The 15415-nt window shown below is 53.9% G+C and carries 13 protein-coding genes, 4 tRNA genes and 1 pseudogene; 9 read left to right on the top strand and 9 right to left on the bottom strand.

The features are described from left to right. Nucleotides 1–17 precede the first annotated feature (17 nt). Nucleotides 18–353: a DUF496 family protein gene (locus tag M987_RS20055; protein WP_008499467.1), complete on the top strand. Its 336-nt coding sequence runs from the start codon at nt 18–20 to the stop codon at nt 351–353. Nucleotides 354–404: 51 nt separating this feature from the next. On the opposite strand, the gene M987_RS20050 is transcribed toward M987_RS20055, so the two are convergent. Together M987_RS20050 and M987_RS20045 are read right to left on the bottom strand one after the other, a co-directional pair. Continuing rightward, on the bottom strand, nt 405–740 hold the full coding sequence (locus M987_RS20050) for a gamma-glutamylcyclotransferase family protein (RefSeq protein WP_014070892.1): 336 nt from the start codon (nt 738–740) through the stop codon (nt 405–407). A 138-nt stretch (nt 741–878) separates the two neighbouring features. Beyond that, a tRNA-Asn gene (locus M987_RS20045) sits at nt 879–954 on the bottom strand. 161 nt (nt 955–1115) lie between these two features. Between M987_RS20045 and emmdR the strand changes: the two are divergent. Next, a pseudogene (emmdR, locus tag M987_RS20040) lies at nt 1116–2623 on the top strand (multidrug efflux MATE transporter EmmdR). 80 nt (nt 2624–2703) lie between these two features. After that, nucleotides 2704–2779, top strand: a tRNA-Asn gene (locus M987_RS20035). 134 nt (nt 2780–2913) lie between these two features. Here M987_RS20035 and M987_RS20030 read toward each other — a convergent pair. The 3 genes from M987_RS20030 to shiA all read right to left on the bottom strand — a co-directional run bounded on the left by M987_RS20030 (nt 2914) and on the right by shiA (nt 7629). Further along, nucleotides 2914–4686 (bottom strand): aminopeptidase P family protein, encoded by a 1773-nt coding sequence (locus M987_RS20030; protein WP_014070890.1) that lies wholly within the window; start codon nt 4684–4686, stop codon nt 2914–2916. An 18-nt stretch (nt 4687–4704) separates the two neighbouring features. After that, nucleotides 4705–6159: an AMP nucleosidase gene (locus tag M987_RS20025; RefSeq protein WP_014070889.1), complete on the bottom strand. Its 1455-nt coding sequence runs from the start codon at nt 6157–6159 to the stop codon at nt 4705–4707. A 153-nt stretch (nt 6160–6312) separates the two neighbouring features. Then, nucleotides 6313–7629, bottom strand: coding sequence for a shikimate transporter (gene shiA / locus M987_RS20020; protein ID WP_014070888.1), 1317 nt, complete (start codon nt 7627–7629; stop codon nt 6313–6315). Nucleotides 7630–7858: 229 nt separating this feature from the next. On the opposite strand from shiA, the gene ldtA reads away from it, so the two are divergent. After that, complete coding sequence (ldtA, locus tag M987_RS20015) at nt 7859–8758, top strand: L,D-transpeptidase (protein ID WP_014070887.1); 900 nt, start codon at nt 7859–7861, stop codon at nt 8756–8758. A gap of 94 nt (nt 8759–8852) precedes the next feature. On the opposite strand, the gene M987_RS20010 is transcribed toward ldtA, so the two are convergent. Beyond that, nucleotides 8853–8928: transfer RNA gene (locus M987_RS20010), tRNA-Asn, on the bottom strand. A gap of 322 nt (nt 8929–9250) precedes the next feature. On the opposite strand from M987_RS20010, the gene nac reads away from it, so the two are divergent. The 5 genes from nac to M987_RS19990 all read left to right on the top strand — a co-directional run bounded on the left by nac (nt 9251) and on the right by M987_RS19990 (nt 12317). Then, nucleotides 9251–10168 (top strand): nitrogen assimilation transcriptional regulator NAC, encoded by a 918-nt coding sequence (nac, locus tag M987_RS20005; protein ID WP_014070886.1) that lies wholly within the window; start codon nt 9251–9253, stop codon nt 10166–10168. A 96-nt stretch (nt 10169–10264) separates the two neighbouring features. Beyond that, entirely contained in the window at nt 10265–11215 is a 951-nt protein-coding gene (cbl, locus tag M987_RS20000; RefSeq protein ID WP_014070885.1) for an HTH-type transcriptional regulator Cbl, read from the top strand. A gap of 145 nt (nt 11216–11360) precedes the next feature. After that, a complete protein-coding gene (locus M987_RS25230) occupies nt 11361–11525 on the top strand; it encodes a hypothetical protein (protein WP_342626508.1) in 165 nt (54 codons plus the stop codon). Nucleotides 11526–11726: 201 nt separating this feature from the next. After that, nucleotides 11727–11984 carry an AbrB/MazE/SpoVT family DNA-binding domain-containing protein gene (locus M987_RS19995; RefSeq protein ID WP_014070884.1) on the top strand — a complete coding sequence of 86 codons (258 nt, stop codon included), beginning with the start codon at nt 11727–11729 and terminating at the stop codon, nt 11982–11984. After that, nucleotides 11985–12317, top strand: a complete 333-nt coding sequence (locus M987_RS19990) for a type II toxin-antitoxin system PemK/MazF family toxin (RefSeq protein WP_014070883.1) — start codon at nt 11985–11987, stop codon at nt 12315–12317. It begins immediately after the preceding gene. A 72-nt stretch (nt 12318–12389) separates the two neighbouring features. Here the strand turns inward: M987_RS19990 and M987_RS19985 are convergent. From M987_RS19985 to fumA, 3 genes are all read right to left on the bottom strand, one after another. Next, a tRNA-Asn gene (locus tag M987_RS19985) sits at nt 12390–12465 on the bottom strand. A 100-nt stretch (nt 12466–12565) separates the two neighbouring features. Next, the gene (mtfA, locus tag M987_RS19980) at nt 12566–13363 is read right to left on the bottom strand and encodes a DgsA anti-repressor MtfA (RefSeq protein ID WP_041162249.1); all 798 of its coding nucleotides are present in this window, start codon (nt 13361–13363) and stop codon (nt 12566–12568) included. Between the two features lie 395 nt (nt 13364–13758). Beyond that, nucleotides 13759–15408 carry a class I fumarate hydratase FumA gene (gene fumA / locus M987_RS19975; RefSeq protein ID WP_014070881.1) on the bottom strand — a complete coding sequence of 550 codons (1650 nt, stop codon included), beginning with the start codon at nt 15406–15408 and terminating at the stop codon, nt 13759–13761. Between the last annotated feature and the right edge of the window lie 7 nt (nt 15409–15415).

The raw sequence follows: 15415 nt of genomic DNA, 5'->3' as shown, positions 1-15415 counted from the left end.
TTATCAGGGGTGTAAAAATGGAAACTACCAAGCCTTCGTTCCAGGATGTTCTGGAATTCGTCCGCCTGTTCCGCCGCAAAAACAAATTGCAGCGTGAAATCCAGGACGTTGAGAAGAAGATCCGTGACAACCAGAAACGTGTTCTGCTGCTGGATAACCTGAGCGACTACATCAAGCCAGGTATGAGCGTTGAAGCTATTCAGGGCATTATCGCCAGCATGAAGAGCGACTATGAAGACCGCGTTGATGACTACATCATCAAAAATGCTGAGCTGTCCAAAGAACGTCGCGACATCTCCAAAAAGCTGAAAGTAATGGGCGAAATCAAAAACGGTGAAGCAAAAAGCGAGTAATCGTTGCTGAACGTGAGAAAGGCTCTCTGGTAACAGAGAGCCTTTTTAGTTTTAACGCGCAGCACGCTGCTGTAATTGATAAATCCACGCCGTAACCTGCTGACCTTCCACCGTAGTGGCACTGACTTCTACCCGGTCGTAACCCTCTTCAAACTCGTCCAGCATCGCCCAGTGCGTTTCAAGGTTGTTGGAGACAAACAGATAACCGTCAACGCGCGCGCCGTGTTCATCCAGGACAATCCCCGGGAAATCGGCCGCCGCACCCCATCCGCGCGCGTAAAAGGTGCCTTTCACGTATCCAGGCAGCCATTCACCACCAATGTTTTCCAGAATATGCGCGTTTGAGTGGCCTGGTTGCAGCGTGCCGTAGACAAACAAAGGGTTCATGCTTCATCACCATTCAACAAGAGAATTGCTTAACATAAGGGGGAACTGCAGGGGCTGCAATCGCTTCGATGGAGGAGGGGCGTGTAGCCTGGCGGAGAAAAGCAAAAAGCCTGCTTTAAAAGCAGGCTTTTCAGAATGTGGCTCCTCTGACTGGACTCGAACCAGTGACATACGGATTAACAGTCCGCCGTTCTACCGACTGAACTACAGAGGAATCGTTGTGGAGGCTTATCTTAGCGGCGAAAAAAGTTTTGTCAAACCTGATCTTAGGTAAAAATGTTCAATTGCTGAATCTGTCGTCAGTTTGTTGTAATTCCAAACATATTTTTATGGAAAATACTTTGCAGGATGAGCATTTCTCCATCATCATTTGAAATGGAGTTTCAACTTTCTCGCTAAGGTCCATTTTGAACGTCACCGCTCCCATACGCCAGGCGATTATGCGCACGCCTTGGTACGCAAAACGTAAAAGTTATCGTGTTCTCTTCTGGCGTGAAATCACCCCTCTTGCTGTACCCATTTTTCTGGAGAATACCTGTGTCCTGCTGATGGGGGTATTGAGCACCTTCCTGGTGAGTTGGCTGGGCAAAGAGGCGATGGCCGGCGTAGGGCTGGCAGACAGTTTTAACATGGTGGTGATGTCTTTCTTTGCCGCGATTGACCTGGGGACAACGGTTGTCGTTGCGTTCAGTCTGGGGAAACTGGATCCCAAACGCGCTCGTGAGGCAGCCAGACAGTCGCTGATGATCATGACCCTTTTCTCCATCATTCTGGCGGCGGTGATCCACTATTTCGGCAAGGAGATCATCGATGTTGTGGCGGGAGAGGCAACGGAAGAAGTTAAAGCGCTGGCGCTGACCTATCTGGAAATGACGGTATTGAGTTATCCGGCGGCGGCGATAGCGCTTATTGGTAGCGGGGCGTTACGCGGGGCAGGGAATACCAAAATTCCGCTGCTGATTAACGGCGGCATGAACATCCTGAACATCATCATCAGCAGTATTTTGATTTACGGTGTGTTCTCGTGGAATGGGCTGGGTTTTGCCGGGGCAGGGCTTGGGCTGACGATTTCACGTTATATCGGCGCGGCGGCCATTATTGGGGTACTGATGACCGGTATGACGCCATCACTGCGCCTCACGCTGAAAAGCTACTTCCGGCCGCTCAATTTCGCCATTATCTGGGAAGTCATGGGGATTGGGATCCCGGCCAGTATCGAATCGGTGTTGTTTAACGGCGGTAAGCTGCTCACGCAGATGTTCGTGGCAGGAATGGGGACCGATGTTATCGCGGGGAATTTTATTGCCTTCTCTATCGCCTCGCTCATCAACCTGCCGGGTAACGCCCTTGGCTCTGCTTCGACAATTATCACCGGCAAAAGGCTTGGGAAAGGGCAGATAGGGCAGGCTGAACGCCAGCTGCGCCACGTTTTTTGGCTCTCGACCATCGGGCTGACTGCAATTGCGTGGGGCAGTGCGCCTTTTGCCGGGCTGATGGCATCGTTCTACACCCATGAAGACGATGTAAAAGAGGTCGTTAAGATCCTGATTTGGCTTAACGCTGCATTTATGCCGATCTGGGCGGCCTCCTGGGTGCTTCCTGCCGGGCTAAAAGGTGCACGTGATGCCCGCTTTGCCATGTGGGTATCGATGCTGGGAATGTGGGGTTGTCGCGTGGTGGCGGGGTATACGCTCGGGATTATGCTGGGAATGGGCGTAGTCGGTGTCTGGCTGGGGATGTTCCTCGACTGGGCAGTGCGCGGAGTGCTGTTCTACTGGAGAATGGTGAGCGGGCGCTGGCTATGGAAATATCCCCGCCAAAAAGCCGAAAGTGTCGAGACAGAATCCAAAGAATGCCTGCCAAATGCACGAAGTGGAGAATAATTCGGCAAACGATCGGAAATCTGCATTCTGCCTTTGACATCATCGGGGAGCATCGATAATATGCGCCCCGTTCACACGATTCCTCTGTAGTTCAGTCGGTAGAACGGCGGACTGTTAATCCGTATGTCACTGGTTCGAGTCCAGTCAGAGGAGCCAAATTTAAAAAGCCTGCTTTTAAAGCAGGCTTTTTGCTTTTCTGCGTTCTGTAAAACTGCCCGGTGACGCGGGCCTACGGGAAAGTAGGCCGGGTGAGGCGAAGCCGCCACCCGGCATCAAAACGGCACTACACTCTACCGGTTAACACGAATCGGTGCCGTCGCTTCAAACAGCCACGGCCGTGCATCGCTGTCTACCAGCGGCGACAACACATCGCGGACCTGCTGGTGGTAATCGTCCAGCCACTGTTTTTCCTGCTCGTTCAACAAATGCAGCTCAACCTGGCTCAGGTCAATCGGGATCAAGGTCAGAGAGGCAAACTTACAGAAACCCGGGCGGCTCTCGACAATTTCAACCTGGTTTTCAATACGAATACCGTGGCTGTCAGCCAGATAATAGCCGGGTTCAATGGTCATGATATTGCCTGCCACCAACGGCCAGGGGTTAACCTTCTTCGCTAAACGGTGCGGGTTTTCGTGGATGAGCAGCTGATGGCCCACCCCATGTCCGGTACCGTGATCGTAATCCAGACCCAGTTCCCACAGCGGGCGGCGCGCAAACGCATCCAGCTGGTGCCCCTGAGTCCCGGACGGGAATTGCAGCGTAATCAGCGATAAAAAGCCTTTCAGCACGGCGGTGTAGTGCAAACGCTGCTGCGGCTCAACCTTGCCCCATGCCAGCGTGCGCGTAGCGTCCGTGGTGCCGTTGTGGTACTGACCGCCGGAATCATTCAGGTAAAAATGATCATGACCAATAGGCTTGTTGCTGGCTTCGCTTGAGTGGTAATGGCACATCGCCGCATTGCTGGACGAAGCGGAAATGGTGGCAAAACTCTGTTCGATAAAACCTGGCTGCCGCTCGCGGAACGCCAGTTGCCGTGCCTGAACCTCCAGTTCCGTCAGCGGTTTGCCCGCGGCAGCGCGTTGTGGCACTTCGCGTGACAGCCAGGCAAGGAAATTCACCCACGCCGCGCCGTCCTGGTGATGGCATTCACGGTATCCGGCAAGCTCAGTCGGGTTTTTACCCGCTTTCATCAGGGTAATAGGATCGGTCTGCCAGACAATTTCCCCCTGCGGCTCAATGGCAAAACGCAAGGCCACAGGCGCAGAATCGGCGTCGACCATCACGCGTTTACCCTGTGAAATCTGCTGACAACGCCCGATAAAAGCATCCTGCGGTGAAAGCGTGAATGCCTCTTTTACCGTGTCGGAGAGTTCGCTCAGTTTGTTGTCGTTAACAAACCACTCAACGGATCCGTCACGATTGAGCAGGGCAAACGAGAGGGGAACCGGGCTGGTCGGGATATCAGAACCACGCACGTTCAGCAGCCAGGCAATGTTGTCCGGCAGCGTAATGGCCAGATAATCCGCATTATTCTCAGCGAGGATCTTCGCAACACGCTGGCGTTTATCAGCGCTGCTCTCGCCGCTGACTTCAACCGGCATTTCGCGGATAAGCCCCGCCGGTGCCGCAGGACGACCCGCCCACAGCGTATCGAACGGGGAAGTGTTCAACGGCACCAGCTCGCACGGCGTGGCTGACAGTTGTTGAAAGTCCGCATTCGTCATCAGCAGCGCCTCAAAACCGATGCGCGTCCCTTCATTAACGTTTTGCGAAAGCCACTGCGCCAGCGGTTCATTGTGCAGATGGTGGATCTCAACGTCGTCCAGATTGACCTGAACGCGCGCCTGGACCTGATAGCGGCCATCGACGAACAGCAGCGCCTTGTCTTTCAGTACCAGCGCCAGCCCGGCTGAGCCGTCAAAACCCGTCAGCCAGGCCAGTTTTTCGTCGTATGGCGCGCAGTACTCGCTTTGCCAGGCATCGGCTCGCGGGACGATCATCCCGTCGAGATGGTTTGCTTCCAGCCACTGACGCAGTGCAGCGAGCGATGATGTGGTGTGCATTGTTTTTCCTTTTAGTTATTAGCGGAACGGTGGCTCGTTAAAGGTACGCAATTTCCGGGAATGCAGTTTATCGCCTTCCGCACGCAGTAAGTCGATGGCACGAATACCGATTTGCAGGTGTTCGGAAATCGCGCCTTCATAGAAACGGTTTGCCTGGCCGGGAAGTTTGATTTCCCCGTGTAGCGGTTTATCAGACACGCAAAGCAGCGTGCCGTAAGGGACGCGGAACCGGTAACCCTGCGCGGCAATAGTGGCGCTTTCCATATCGATAGCCACCGCGCGGCTTAAGTTGAAACGCAGTGCAGAGGCAGAGTAGCGCAGCTCCCAGTTGCGATCATCGGTGGTGACAACCGTGCCGGTACGCAGGCGCTGTTTAACCTCTTCGCCCGGCATCCCGCTGACCTCTTTGGTGGCGTCATACAGCGCACGCTGGACTTCGGCAATGCTTGGGATCGGGATATCGGGCGGCAGCACTGCATCCAGCACGTGATCGTCACGCAGATAGGCGTGAGCCAGGACGTAATCGCCAATCAACTGGCTTTCACGCAGGCCGCCGCAGTGACCAATCATCAGCCACACGTCCGGGCGCAGCACCGCCAGATGGTCGCAGATAGTTTTGGCGTTTGAGGGGCCAACGCCGATGTTGATCAGGGTGATCCCCTGACCGTCAGCGGTGATCAGGTGCCAGGCAGGCATCTGGTGCTTTTTCCATGCCAGGTCGGAAATCGCCTGCTCGGGCGCTTCGGTTTCGGCTGTGATCCAAATTCCCCCCGCGCAGGAGAGCGCGATGTACGGGCTATCCGGGTCGAGGATCTGGCTGCAACCCCAGCGGACAAACTCATCCACATAGCGGGTGTAGTTGGTAAACAGCACGAAAGGCTGGAAATGCTCCGCTGGCGTGCCGGTGTAGTGGCGCAGGCGGGCCAGAGAGAAATCCACTCGACGGGCATCAAAATGCGAAAGCGGGGAATATTCAGCCGGGTGATAAATACCGTCCGCGGTTTCATCGCCAATCTGCGACAGCTCTGTGGTCGGGAAGTGGCGCGTTAGCCCTGCACTCATTGAACGGTCAAGCGTCAGCGCCGAGCCGTCAATCACGTAGGGATACGGGATCTCATGCCGGGAGGGTTCAACACTGATGTGTGCACCGTAATCCTGAAACAGCAGCGTGAGCTGTTCTTCAAGGTAAGGGCGGAACAGAGCAGGGCGGGTGACGGTGGTGGTGTAGCAGCCTGAGTGCGTAAAGCGCGCGTAGGCACGGGTTTTTGGCGTGTTGGTGGCGCTTCCGTCCCAGGTGACGGAGAGTGATGGATAAACAAAAAGGCCATTGCTTCTGGCCTTATCGTCGGGAAGTTTTCCGTTTTCGATGTACTCACTTATGGCGCTGCGCAACGCATTCACGGATTGTTCGTACAGCGCATCGAGTTTTTCCAGTGCCTGAGCCGGGGTCAGGCTGGAGCCCTTATTATTCATCTCTGTCTCCTTGTTCCACAGGTGTGCGGCTACACCCGATAGTATGTCACAGGAGTGTGAAACAAAAGTCGGTATTCAGGGATATGACAAAAGGCTGCCGCGACAGCCCTGACACGTAAAACCGCGGCGGAAGCAACGGCCTCCGCCAGAGGATCAAGAGTGAGAGGTCTCTTTCATCAACAGGGCAGTTGCCGCTGAGAGCAGGCAGCCACCCAGCAGATAAATTGCCACGCTGTGCCAGTTACCCCCGGAGAAGGTGACCAGCGCGGCGGCAATAAACGGGGTAAACCCGCCGCCCACTACACTCGCAACCTGATAACCCACACCAGCACCGCTGTAGCGATAGCGTGCGCCGAACAGTTCCGTAAACATCGGCTGCTGCACGCACACCACCATGTCATGCGCGATATTGGCCAGCATGATGGCAAAAAAGACGATCCAGAAGACCGACTGCGCTTCCAGTGCCATAAAGAATGGCCATGCGCTAAGCGTGCCAATCAGCGCGCCGGTGATATAGACGCGGCGGCGGCCAAACCGGTCGGCCAGCCAGGCAAAGCAGGGGATAGTCAGACAGCTTATGCCACCCACCAGCAGACCGATATTGAGGAATAGCTCGCGCGGTAACCCCAGATTCTGCGTCGAATAATTAAGGGCGAAAGCGGTGACGATATACATGGTCAGCAGTTCGCACAGACGCAGGGCAATAATTTTCAGAAAAGCGCCAGGGTGCTGGATAAGCGCTTCCATCACGGGCAGTCGTTTTTTGACTTCCGGTTTTTCTTGCTGCTGCTTCTCAAATTCCGCAGATTCCTCCATGCCGTTACGCACCCACAGCGCGGCGATAACCAGCACGATGCTGAAGATAAAGGGAATGCGCCATCCCCAGCTCAGGAACTGCTCGTCGGTCGTCAGCTGACTAATCAGCGATACCAGCCCGGTAGAGAGCAGCAGGCCAACGCCATACCCCACCTGCACACCGCTGCTGTAAAACGCTTTCTTATTCTTAGGCGCACTTTCCACTGACAATAGCGCAGCACCACCCCATTCACCGCCAACGGCGAAGCCCTGTATCGCACGCAGGGTGACCAGCAGAACGGGCGCCCACCAGCCAATAGAGGAAAATGACGGCAGGATACCGATAAGCGCGGTGGCACCGCCCATCATCCACACGGTGAGCATCAGCATTCGCTTGCGCCCAAGGCGATCGCCAAAGTGACCAAAGATCACGCCACCGAGTGGGCGGAACAGAAATCCCACGCCGAAGGTGGCAAACGCGGCGAGCGTGCCCATCGCGGGGCTGATCTGGGGGAAGAATTCACGGTTAAATACCAGGGCGGCAGTGATGCCGTAGAGCAGAAAATCATACCAGTCGACGACGGCCCCTGCGAAGCTACCGAGAGCGGCGCGGCGGGCACGATTGAGCGAAGGTGTCTCCTCATTAGGGCGTGCGGAGGTGAGGGTGGAGTCCATAGTAGTCCTGTCTGTACTGATTTTTAATTATTGGTATAAGAAAAGGTCACTCACATTGCATCCGTCATATTGGCGGAACGTATGAGACTACCGCGACAGGGGGCATGAGGAAACTGATTTTATTTCCTGATGATTCACAAAAAGTGCCCATAATGAGGCAGTACGGGACGGTAAGAACAACAAAAAAGACTATACTTATCTGATACGTGGAACGACTGAGGAAGGGATTATGCGTCGTGTAAGTTTGTTTGGTTGTATTGCTGCCTTAATGGTCAGCCAGAGCGTGCTGGCGCTAAGTTACCCGTTGCCCCCAGAAGGAAGCCGGCTGGTGGGGAGCACGCAGGTTATTACCGTTCCACATGGCAGTACCTTGCCGCTTGAAGCGTTTGCTGCGCAATACGATCAGGGGCTCAGCAATATGCTGGAGGCCAACCCGGATGCCGATCCTTTTTTACCCAGAGGCGGCTCACAACTCATTATCCCCCAGCAGCTGATCCTGCCTGATACGGTACGGCAAGGGATTGTGGTGAATGTGGCGGAGATGCGCCTGTACTACTACCCGCCTGGCGGTAACACCGTTGAGGTGCTACCCATTGGCATTGGTCAGGCCGGGCGTGAAACGCCACGTAACTGGGTGACATCCGTGCAACGCAAACAGGTGGGGCCGACCTGGTCACCGACACCGAATACGCGCCGGGCCTATGCTCAGGAAGGCAAAACCCTGCCAGCCTTTGTGCCTGCCGGCCCTGATAATCCGATGGGGCTGTATGCCATTTATATTGGCCAGATGTATGCCATACACGGCACAAACGCCAATTTTGGGATCGGGCTGCGCGTGAGTCAGGGTTGTATTCGTCTGCGTAATAACGATATCAAATACCTGTTCGACCAGGTTCCGGTCGGGACGCGCGTTCAGATAATCGATCAGCCGGTCAAAATGACCACTGAACCGGATGGCAGTCGCTGGCTGGAAGTGCACGAGCCGTTGTCGCGTAATCGTGCGGAGTTTGAATCAACCAATAAAGTGCCGCTGCCTATCTCCGCTGCAATGCGTGCAGAGCTTAACAATGAGGGGGCTGCCAGCGTGCTGGAACGCCGCTCGGGGATGCCGGTGAAGATTGGCAGATAGTTCCTGTAGGCCGGGTAAGGTGAAGCCGCCACCCGGCAGTTTTACAGAACGCATAAAAGCAAAAAGCCTGCTTTAAAAGCAGGCTTTTCAAATTTGGCTCCTCTGACTGGACTCGAACCAGTGACATACGGATTAACAGTCCGCCGTTCTACCGACTGAACTACAGAGGAATCGTGTGAACGGGGCGCATATTATCGATGTCAGTTACCCTTGTCAAAGGGTGGATCGCCACCTTTTGATCGTTTGCTGACAAAATCAGCAAAGTGGTGTTTTTGACAACGGATTGCACCGTTCTGGTGCGGGTATACCCCTTATGGGGCAGATCCTAAACCGCTGTTTCGGTAATAAAACGGGCACTGACGATTAGATTTCCTTATTTTCAGGCGGTTAGCAGACATATCAGACCTCTTATAAAAACTGGCATTCATATTGCAAAAACCTCTTCAACAATTAGAGCCGGTTCCGGCACTGCATTTTCGAACAGGGGGCAAAATGAACTTAAGACGACTGAAATACTTCGTAAAAATCGTCGATATCGGCAGCCTGACCCAGGCCGCGGAAGTGTTGCATATCGCGCAGCCTGCGCTGAGTCAGCAGGTGGCCACTCTGGAAGGTGAGATGGATCAGCAGTTGTTGATCCGTACAAAGCGTGGTGTGACGCCAACCGAAGCAGGCAAGATCCTCTATACCCACGCTCGTACCATTCTGCGCCAGTGTGAACAAGCACAGCTGGCCGTGAATAATGTTGGCCAGACGCTGAGCGGACATGTCTCTATCGGGCTGGCGCCAGGTACTGCCGCTTCTTCTATTACCATGCCACTGTTGCAGGCAGTCCGCTCTGAATTACCCGACGTGCTGGTTTATCTGCACGAAAACAGCGGTTCAGTGCTGAACGAAAAACTACTGGGCGGGCAGCTGGATATGGCTGTGCTGTATGACCGCTCTCCGGTTGCCGGCATCACCAGCCAGCCGCTGCTGAAAGAAGATCTGTATCTGGTGGGAACCCGCGATTGCCCGGGACAGAGCATTGACCTGACCGCCGTTGCAGAGATGAATCTCTTCCTGCCACGTGATTACAGCGCCGTGCGTGTGCGCGTGGATGAAGCGTTTTCACTGCGCCGTCTGACGGCAAAAATCATCGGTGAAATCGACTCTATCTCCACGCTGACGGCCGCTATTGCCAGCGGAATGGGTGTCACCGTGCTGCCAGAGTCAGCGGCTCGCTCACTGTGCAGCGCGGCGAATGGCTGGATGGCGCGGATCACGACGCCATCCATGAGCTTACCGCTGTCGCTGAATATGTCCGCGCGCGGCTCTCTGTCGCCACAGGCGCAGGCAGTAAAAGAGATCCTGATGTCTCTGGTGAGCAAACCGTCGCTGGAAAACCGCGAGCTGCAACTCGTGAGCTGATATTCCATAAAAGCATAAGATGCTGGTTTTTATTATTTGTTCTGCGGGTCAGCTAACTCTAACAATAGAGCTATGTCAGATGCGCCGGAGTGAATCGTGAATTTCCAGCAACTTAAAATTATCCGTGAGGCCGCGCGGCGGGATTACAACCTCACCGAAGTCGCCAACATGCTTTATACCTCTCAGTCTGGCGTCAGCCGCCACATCCGCGAGCTGGAAGAGGAACTTGGGATTGAGATCTTCATTCGTCGTGGTAAGCGCCTGCTTGGCATGACGGAGCCCGGTAAAGCGTTACTGACCATCGCTGAGCGTATTCTCAACGAGGCCAGTAACGTGCGCCGCCTGGCGGATCTCTTCACCAACGATGCTTCCGGTGTGCTGACCATCGCTACCACCCACACCCAGGCGCGTTACAGTTTGCCGCCGGTGATTAAAGCGTTTCGCGAACTTTTCCCTGATGTGCGTCTGGAGCTTATCCAGGGTACGCCGCAGGAAATCGAAGTCTTGCTGCAAAACGGTGGGGCGGATATTGGTATCGCCAGCGAACGTCTCAGCAACGATCCGCTGCTGGTGGCGTTCCCATGGTTCCGCTGGCACCACAGCTTATTGCTTCCCGTAGACCATCCGCTGAACCAGGTGTCGCCGCTAACCCTGGAAGAGATCGGCAAATGGCCGCTTATCACCTATCGACAAGGGATTACCGGGCGTTCACGTATTGATGAGGCGTTTAACCGCAAAGGGCTGACGCCTGACGTGGTGCTGAGTGCGCAGGACTCCGACGTGATTAAAACCTATGTTGAGCTGGGGCTGGGGATCGGCCTTGTGGCGGAACAGTCCGGTGGCGAGCGTGAGGTGGGAAATCTTGTTCGTCTCGATACCCGACATCTGTTCGATGCCAACACCGTCTGGCTGGGCCTGAAACGTGGTCAGCTACAGCGAAACTATGTGTGGCGGTTTATCGAGCTATGCAATGCGGGATTGTCGGTGGATGAGATCAAACGTCAGGTGATGGAGCCAGAAGAAGTGGCGATTGATTATCAGATTTAGCCAGATTAGGTTTCAACAGGCCGGGTAAGGCAAAAAGCCGTCACCTGGCAATTGTCAGTACGCAGAAAAGCAAAAAGCCTGCTTTAAAAGCAGGCTTTTTAAATTTGGCTCCTCTGACTGGGATCCTGCCGACATTATCACCGGGTTGAAAAAACGCGACACTTCGCAATCAGCTCTTTCTCGTCTGGCGGAAGCCGCGCCGCATTTCGTTTATCCGATCCGTCATAATCCTTTGAACCGCAAAAACAGTTTTCTATTATCGGCCTTCTTACCACGAATTAATCGCCCGCCTGCACGAAATGCGTCATGACATGAAAGAAGCGCATGAAGTATCAGGAGGATCGCCGTTTTACCGGCAATGACGACTTTTAACACTTCCGGATCTGTCTTCCGATGGATTAAGGCTTTCTTCTCGTTTTATTTCGCTAAGGAAATCACAATGAATCTGATTAATAATTGTGCATCGTCTTCCGCTAATGTTATATTAAAATATAATATTCGGAGGTGTTCTATGTTTACCACTCGTCTGAAAAAGGTTGGCGGATCCGTCATGCTGGCGGTCCCTCCCGCTGTACTGAAAACGCTGGGATTGTCGACAAACAGCGAAGTGGGCATGACCATTGATAATGGCTGCCTGATTATTGAACCCCAGAAACGACCTCGTTATTCGCTCGAAGAACTGCTGGCGCAGTGCGATCCACACGCCGAAATAAGCGAAGAGGATCGGGGGTGGATTGATGCGCCTGCGGTGGGCAAGGAGATCCTGTAAATGGACCGAGGGGAAATCTGGCTTGTTTCACTGGATCCTACCAGCGGTCACGAACAAAGCGGAAAACGTCCTGTACTCATTGTTTCTCCGGCATCATTTAACGTGTTCACCAGGTTACCCGTTGTTGTTCCTGTCACCAGCGGCGGAAACTTTGCCCGCGAAGCTGGCTTTGCCGTCTCACTGGACAGCGCAGTAACAAAAACAACGGGTGTTATTCGCTGCGATCAACCCAGAACCATTGATATGGAAGCCCGGAGTGGTAAGCGGCTCGAACGCATACCCGACGCTGTTGTGAATGAAGTGCTGGCCAGACTGGAAGCCATTCTGAGCTGAAGCTTTCGATGTGATTTACTGACGCAGAAAAGCAAAAAGCCTGCTTAGTTTCCTAAGCAGGCTTTTCAAATTTGGCTCCTCTGACTGGACTCGAACCAGTGACATACGGATTAACAGTCCGCCGTTCTACCGACTGAACTACAGAGGAATCGTGTGAACGAGGCGCATGTTAATGGCCTCGCGAATTTGTGTCAACACTAAAATTAACATGCTGATTCAAATGATTAATTAAGCTTCAAACTGTCGTTTTAGTGTACTTGAGTGGATAAATTCCCACCATGCTCGCCATTTTTACGTAAACGCTGTAGCGGATCTTGCTGGTAAAAATGGCAGAATCGTTGCCACAAAGCCGGGAAACGCGGTGCAAAAAGTTCGGGGGCGCTGAAGAAATACTCCGACAGTACGGCGAAACACTCCGCAGGATCGGTCGCTGCATAGGCATCGATGCTGGCAGCACTCTCACCAACCAGATCAATCTCATCCTGGATATTATCCATCGCCGCGTGCAGGTCGTGTTCCCATCCCGCCACTTCGCGCAAGGGGATTAGCGGTACGCCGCTGGCCCGGTCGCCGTTACGGGTATCAAGCTTATGCGCCACTTCATGCACAATAAGGTTAAAGCCGGACGCATCGAAAGAGTCCTGGATATCCAGCCAGTTGAGGATAATCGGCCCTTGCTGCCAGCTTTGCCCAGACTGGACGACACGCTGGTTATGTACCAGCCCGATATCATCCTGCCATTCGTCATCCACAACAAACGGCGCCGGGTAAATCAGCACCTCGTGGAATCCATCGAGCCACTCGATGCCGAGTTCCAGAACCGGTAAGCAAAAGAGCAGGGCGATACGCGAACTTTTCAGCTCATCCAGTTCAAATCCCTGTAGTGCAACCAGGCGCTTTTGCTGCAAAAAACGATCGGCAAGCTGAACCAGTCTTGCCTGGTCATCCGGCGGGAGATTAGCCAGTACAGGGATAGCCAGCGCTTCATCCCAGGGCAGCGCCGTATTTCGGCCTGCTTCATTCGATTTCCAGGGCCACTTAATCATCGCTTTGCTCGCAAACTCGTTACTTGAACAAAATTGAAAGGTCAGGTCTGTTAACATGCCAAACAATCCGGCATGAAGGCAACCACCAAAACAGGGTTGCCGGAGCGTCTGAACGGACTTGTGTTGATAACCAGAGTAAAGGTTACTCTACCGGAAGGATAAATTCCCCTCTCACTGCCAGCGTTGCTCCAAACCTGCCAGCCTGAGTCTGTCTCACTTTACGATGCCTTTTTATCATGTCATCTGCTGGTTGGCACCCAATTTTATCCCTTTGAGTTCACACAATTAGCAACAAGCGAAGGGGGACTTTTATATGAAAGCGATGGGAATAAAAAAGCCTGCGGGAGCAGGCTTTGAGAAAATACAGTCTGTTTTACCAGGTTACGCGATGGTGCTTAACGCTGGGCACAACCCGCGCACTGTTTGTTCTGGATCTGCTGGAAGAAGTCATTACCTTTGTCATCCACCAGAATGAACGCCGGGAAGTCTTCTACTTCGATTTTCCAGATAGCTTCCATGCCCAGCTCAGGGTATGCCACGCACTCCAGGCTCTTAATACTGTTTTGCGCCAGTACCGCCGCCGGGCCGCCAATGCTGCCAAGGTAGAAGCCGCCGTGTTTGTGGCAGGCATCGGTCACCTGCTGGCTGCGGTTACCTTTAGCCAGCATGATCATGCTCGCGCCATGCGATTGCAGTAAATCCACGTAGGAGTCCATACGGCCTGCGGTGGTTGGGCCTAACGAACCAGAGGCATAGCCTTCTGGCGTTTTGGCCGGGCCTGCGTAGTAGATCGGATGATCTTTTACGTACTGCGGGAGTTCTTCGCCGTTGTCGAGCAACTCTTTCAGTTTGGCGTGAGCGATATCGCGCGCCACGATGATGGTACCGTTCAGTGACAAGCGGGTAGATACCGGATGAGCAGAAAGCTGCGCCAGAATCTCGTGCATTGGCTTGTCCAGGTTAATGCTGACCACCTCGCCTTCACCCTGCTGACGCAGTGCATCCGGAATGTACTGGCCTGGGTTATGTTCCAGTTTTTCAATCCAGATACCGTCTCGGTTGATTTTCGCTTTGATGTTGCGGTCAGCGGAGCAAGAGACGCCCATGCCAATTGGGCAGGACGCGCCGTGACGAGGCAGACGGATCACGCGGATATCGTGCGCGAAATACTTGCCGCCAAACTGCGCGCCCAGCCCCAGATTTTGCGCTTCCTGCAACAGTTCCTGTTCGAGCTGAACATCGCGGAACGCCTGACCGTGTTCGTTACCTTCCGTTGGCAAACCATCGTAGTAACGGGTCGACGCCAGCTTCACGGTTTTCAGGGTGCTTTCAGCAGAGGTACCGCCGATAACGAAGGCAATATGGTAAGGCGGGCAGGCCGCTGTTCCCAGAGTACGCATCTTCTCAACCAGGTAGTTTTTCAGCTTCGCCGGGGTGATCAGCGCTTTGGTTTCCTGGTACAGATAAGTTTTGTTGGCTGAACCGCCGCCTTTTGCCATGCACAGGAATTTGTACTCGTCACCGTCGACGCTATAAAGATCGATCTGCGCTGGCAAGTTGGTGCCGGTATTCACCTCTTTATACATATCCAGCGCGGCATTCTGTGAATAACGCAGGTTGTCTTCGATATAGGTGTTGTACACGCCCTGGCTTAATGCAGCTTCATCACCGCCGCCGGTCCAGACGCGCTGTCCTTTTTTACCCATAATGATTGCCGTGCCGGTGTCCTGGCAGGTTGGCAGTACGCCTTTGGCGGCGATCTCAGAGTTACGCAGGAATTGCAGCGCAACGTACTTGTCGTTTTCGCTTGCTTGCGGATCGTTCAGAATGGCGGCGACCTGCTTCTGGTGAGAAGGGCGCAGCATAAAGGCTGCATCGTGGAAGGCCTGCTGTGCCAGCAGAGTCAGCGCTTCCGGCTCCACTTTCAGGACTTCCTGGCCATCGAACTCAGTAACAGAAACATGCTCTTTGGTCAGCAGATAGTATTCGGTGTCGTCATGCGCGAGAGGGAAGGGGTTCTGGTAGTAAAACGGTTTGTTTGACATAACTTGC

The sequence above is a fragment of the Enterobacter soli ATCC BAA-2102 genome, assembly GCF_001654845.1.
GTDB lineage: Bacteria > Pseudomonadota > Gammaproteobacteria > Enterobacterales > Enterobacteriaceae > Enterobacter > Enterobacter soli.
Note: the sequence above shows the minus strand (reverse complement) of the source record. Positions and strands in the feature narration are given on the sequence as shown.

Coding starts and splice junctions, on each gene's coding strand:
- M987_RS20050 (WP_014070892.1), bottom strand. CDS start 740: ATGAACCCTTTGTTTGTCTACGGCACGCTGCAACCAGGCCACTCAAAC.
- M987_RS20055 (WP_008499467.1), top strand. CDS start 18: ATGGAAACTACCAAGCCTTCGTTCCAGGATGTTCTGGAATTCGTCCGC.
- nac (WP_014070886.1), top strand. CDS start 9,251: ATGAACTTAAGACGACTGAAATACTTCGTAAAAATCGTCGATATCGGC.
- M987_RS19990 (WP_014070883.1), top strand. CDS start 11,985: ATGGACCGAGGGGAAATCTGGCTTGTTTCACTGGATCCTACCAGCGGT.
- ldtA (WP_014070887.1), top strand. CDS start 7,859: ATGCGTCGTGTAAGTTTGTTTGGTTGTATTGCTGCCTTAATGGTCAGC.
- shiA (WP_014070888.1), bottom strand. CDS start 7,629: ATGGACTCCACCCTCACCTCCGCACGCCCTAATGAGGAGACACCTTCG.
- M987_RS20030 (WP_014070890.1), bottom strand. CDS start 4,686: ATGCACACCACATCATCGCTCGCTGCACTGCGTCAGTGGCTGGAAGCA.
- M987_RS19995 (WP_014070884.1), top strand. CDS start 11,727: ATGTTTACCACTCGTCTGAAAAAGGTTGGCGGATCCGTCATGCTGGCG.
- M987_RS20025 (WP_014070889.1), bottom strand. CDS start 6,159: ATGAATAATAAGGGCTCCAGCCTGACCCCGGCTCAGGCACTGGAAAAA.
- fumA (WP_014070881.1), bottom strand. CDS start 15,408: ATGTCAAACAAACCGTTTTACTACCAGAACCCCTTCCCTCTCGCGCAT.
- mtfA (WP_041162249.1), bottom strand. CDS start 13,363: ATGATTAAGTGGCCCTGGAAATCGAATGAAGCAGGCCGAAATACGGCG.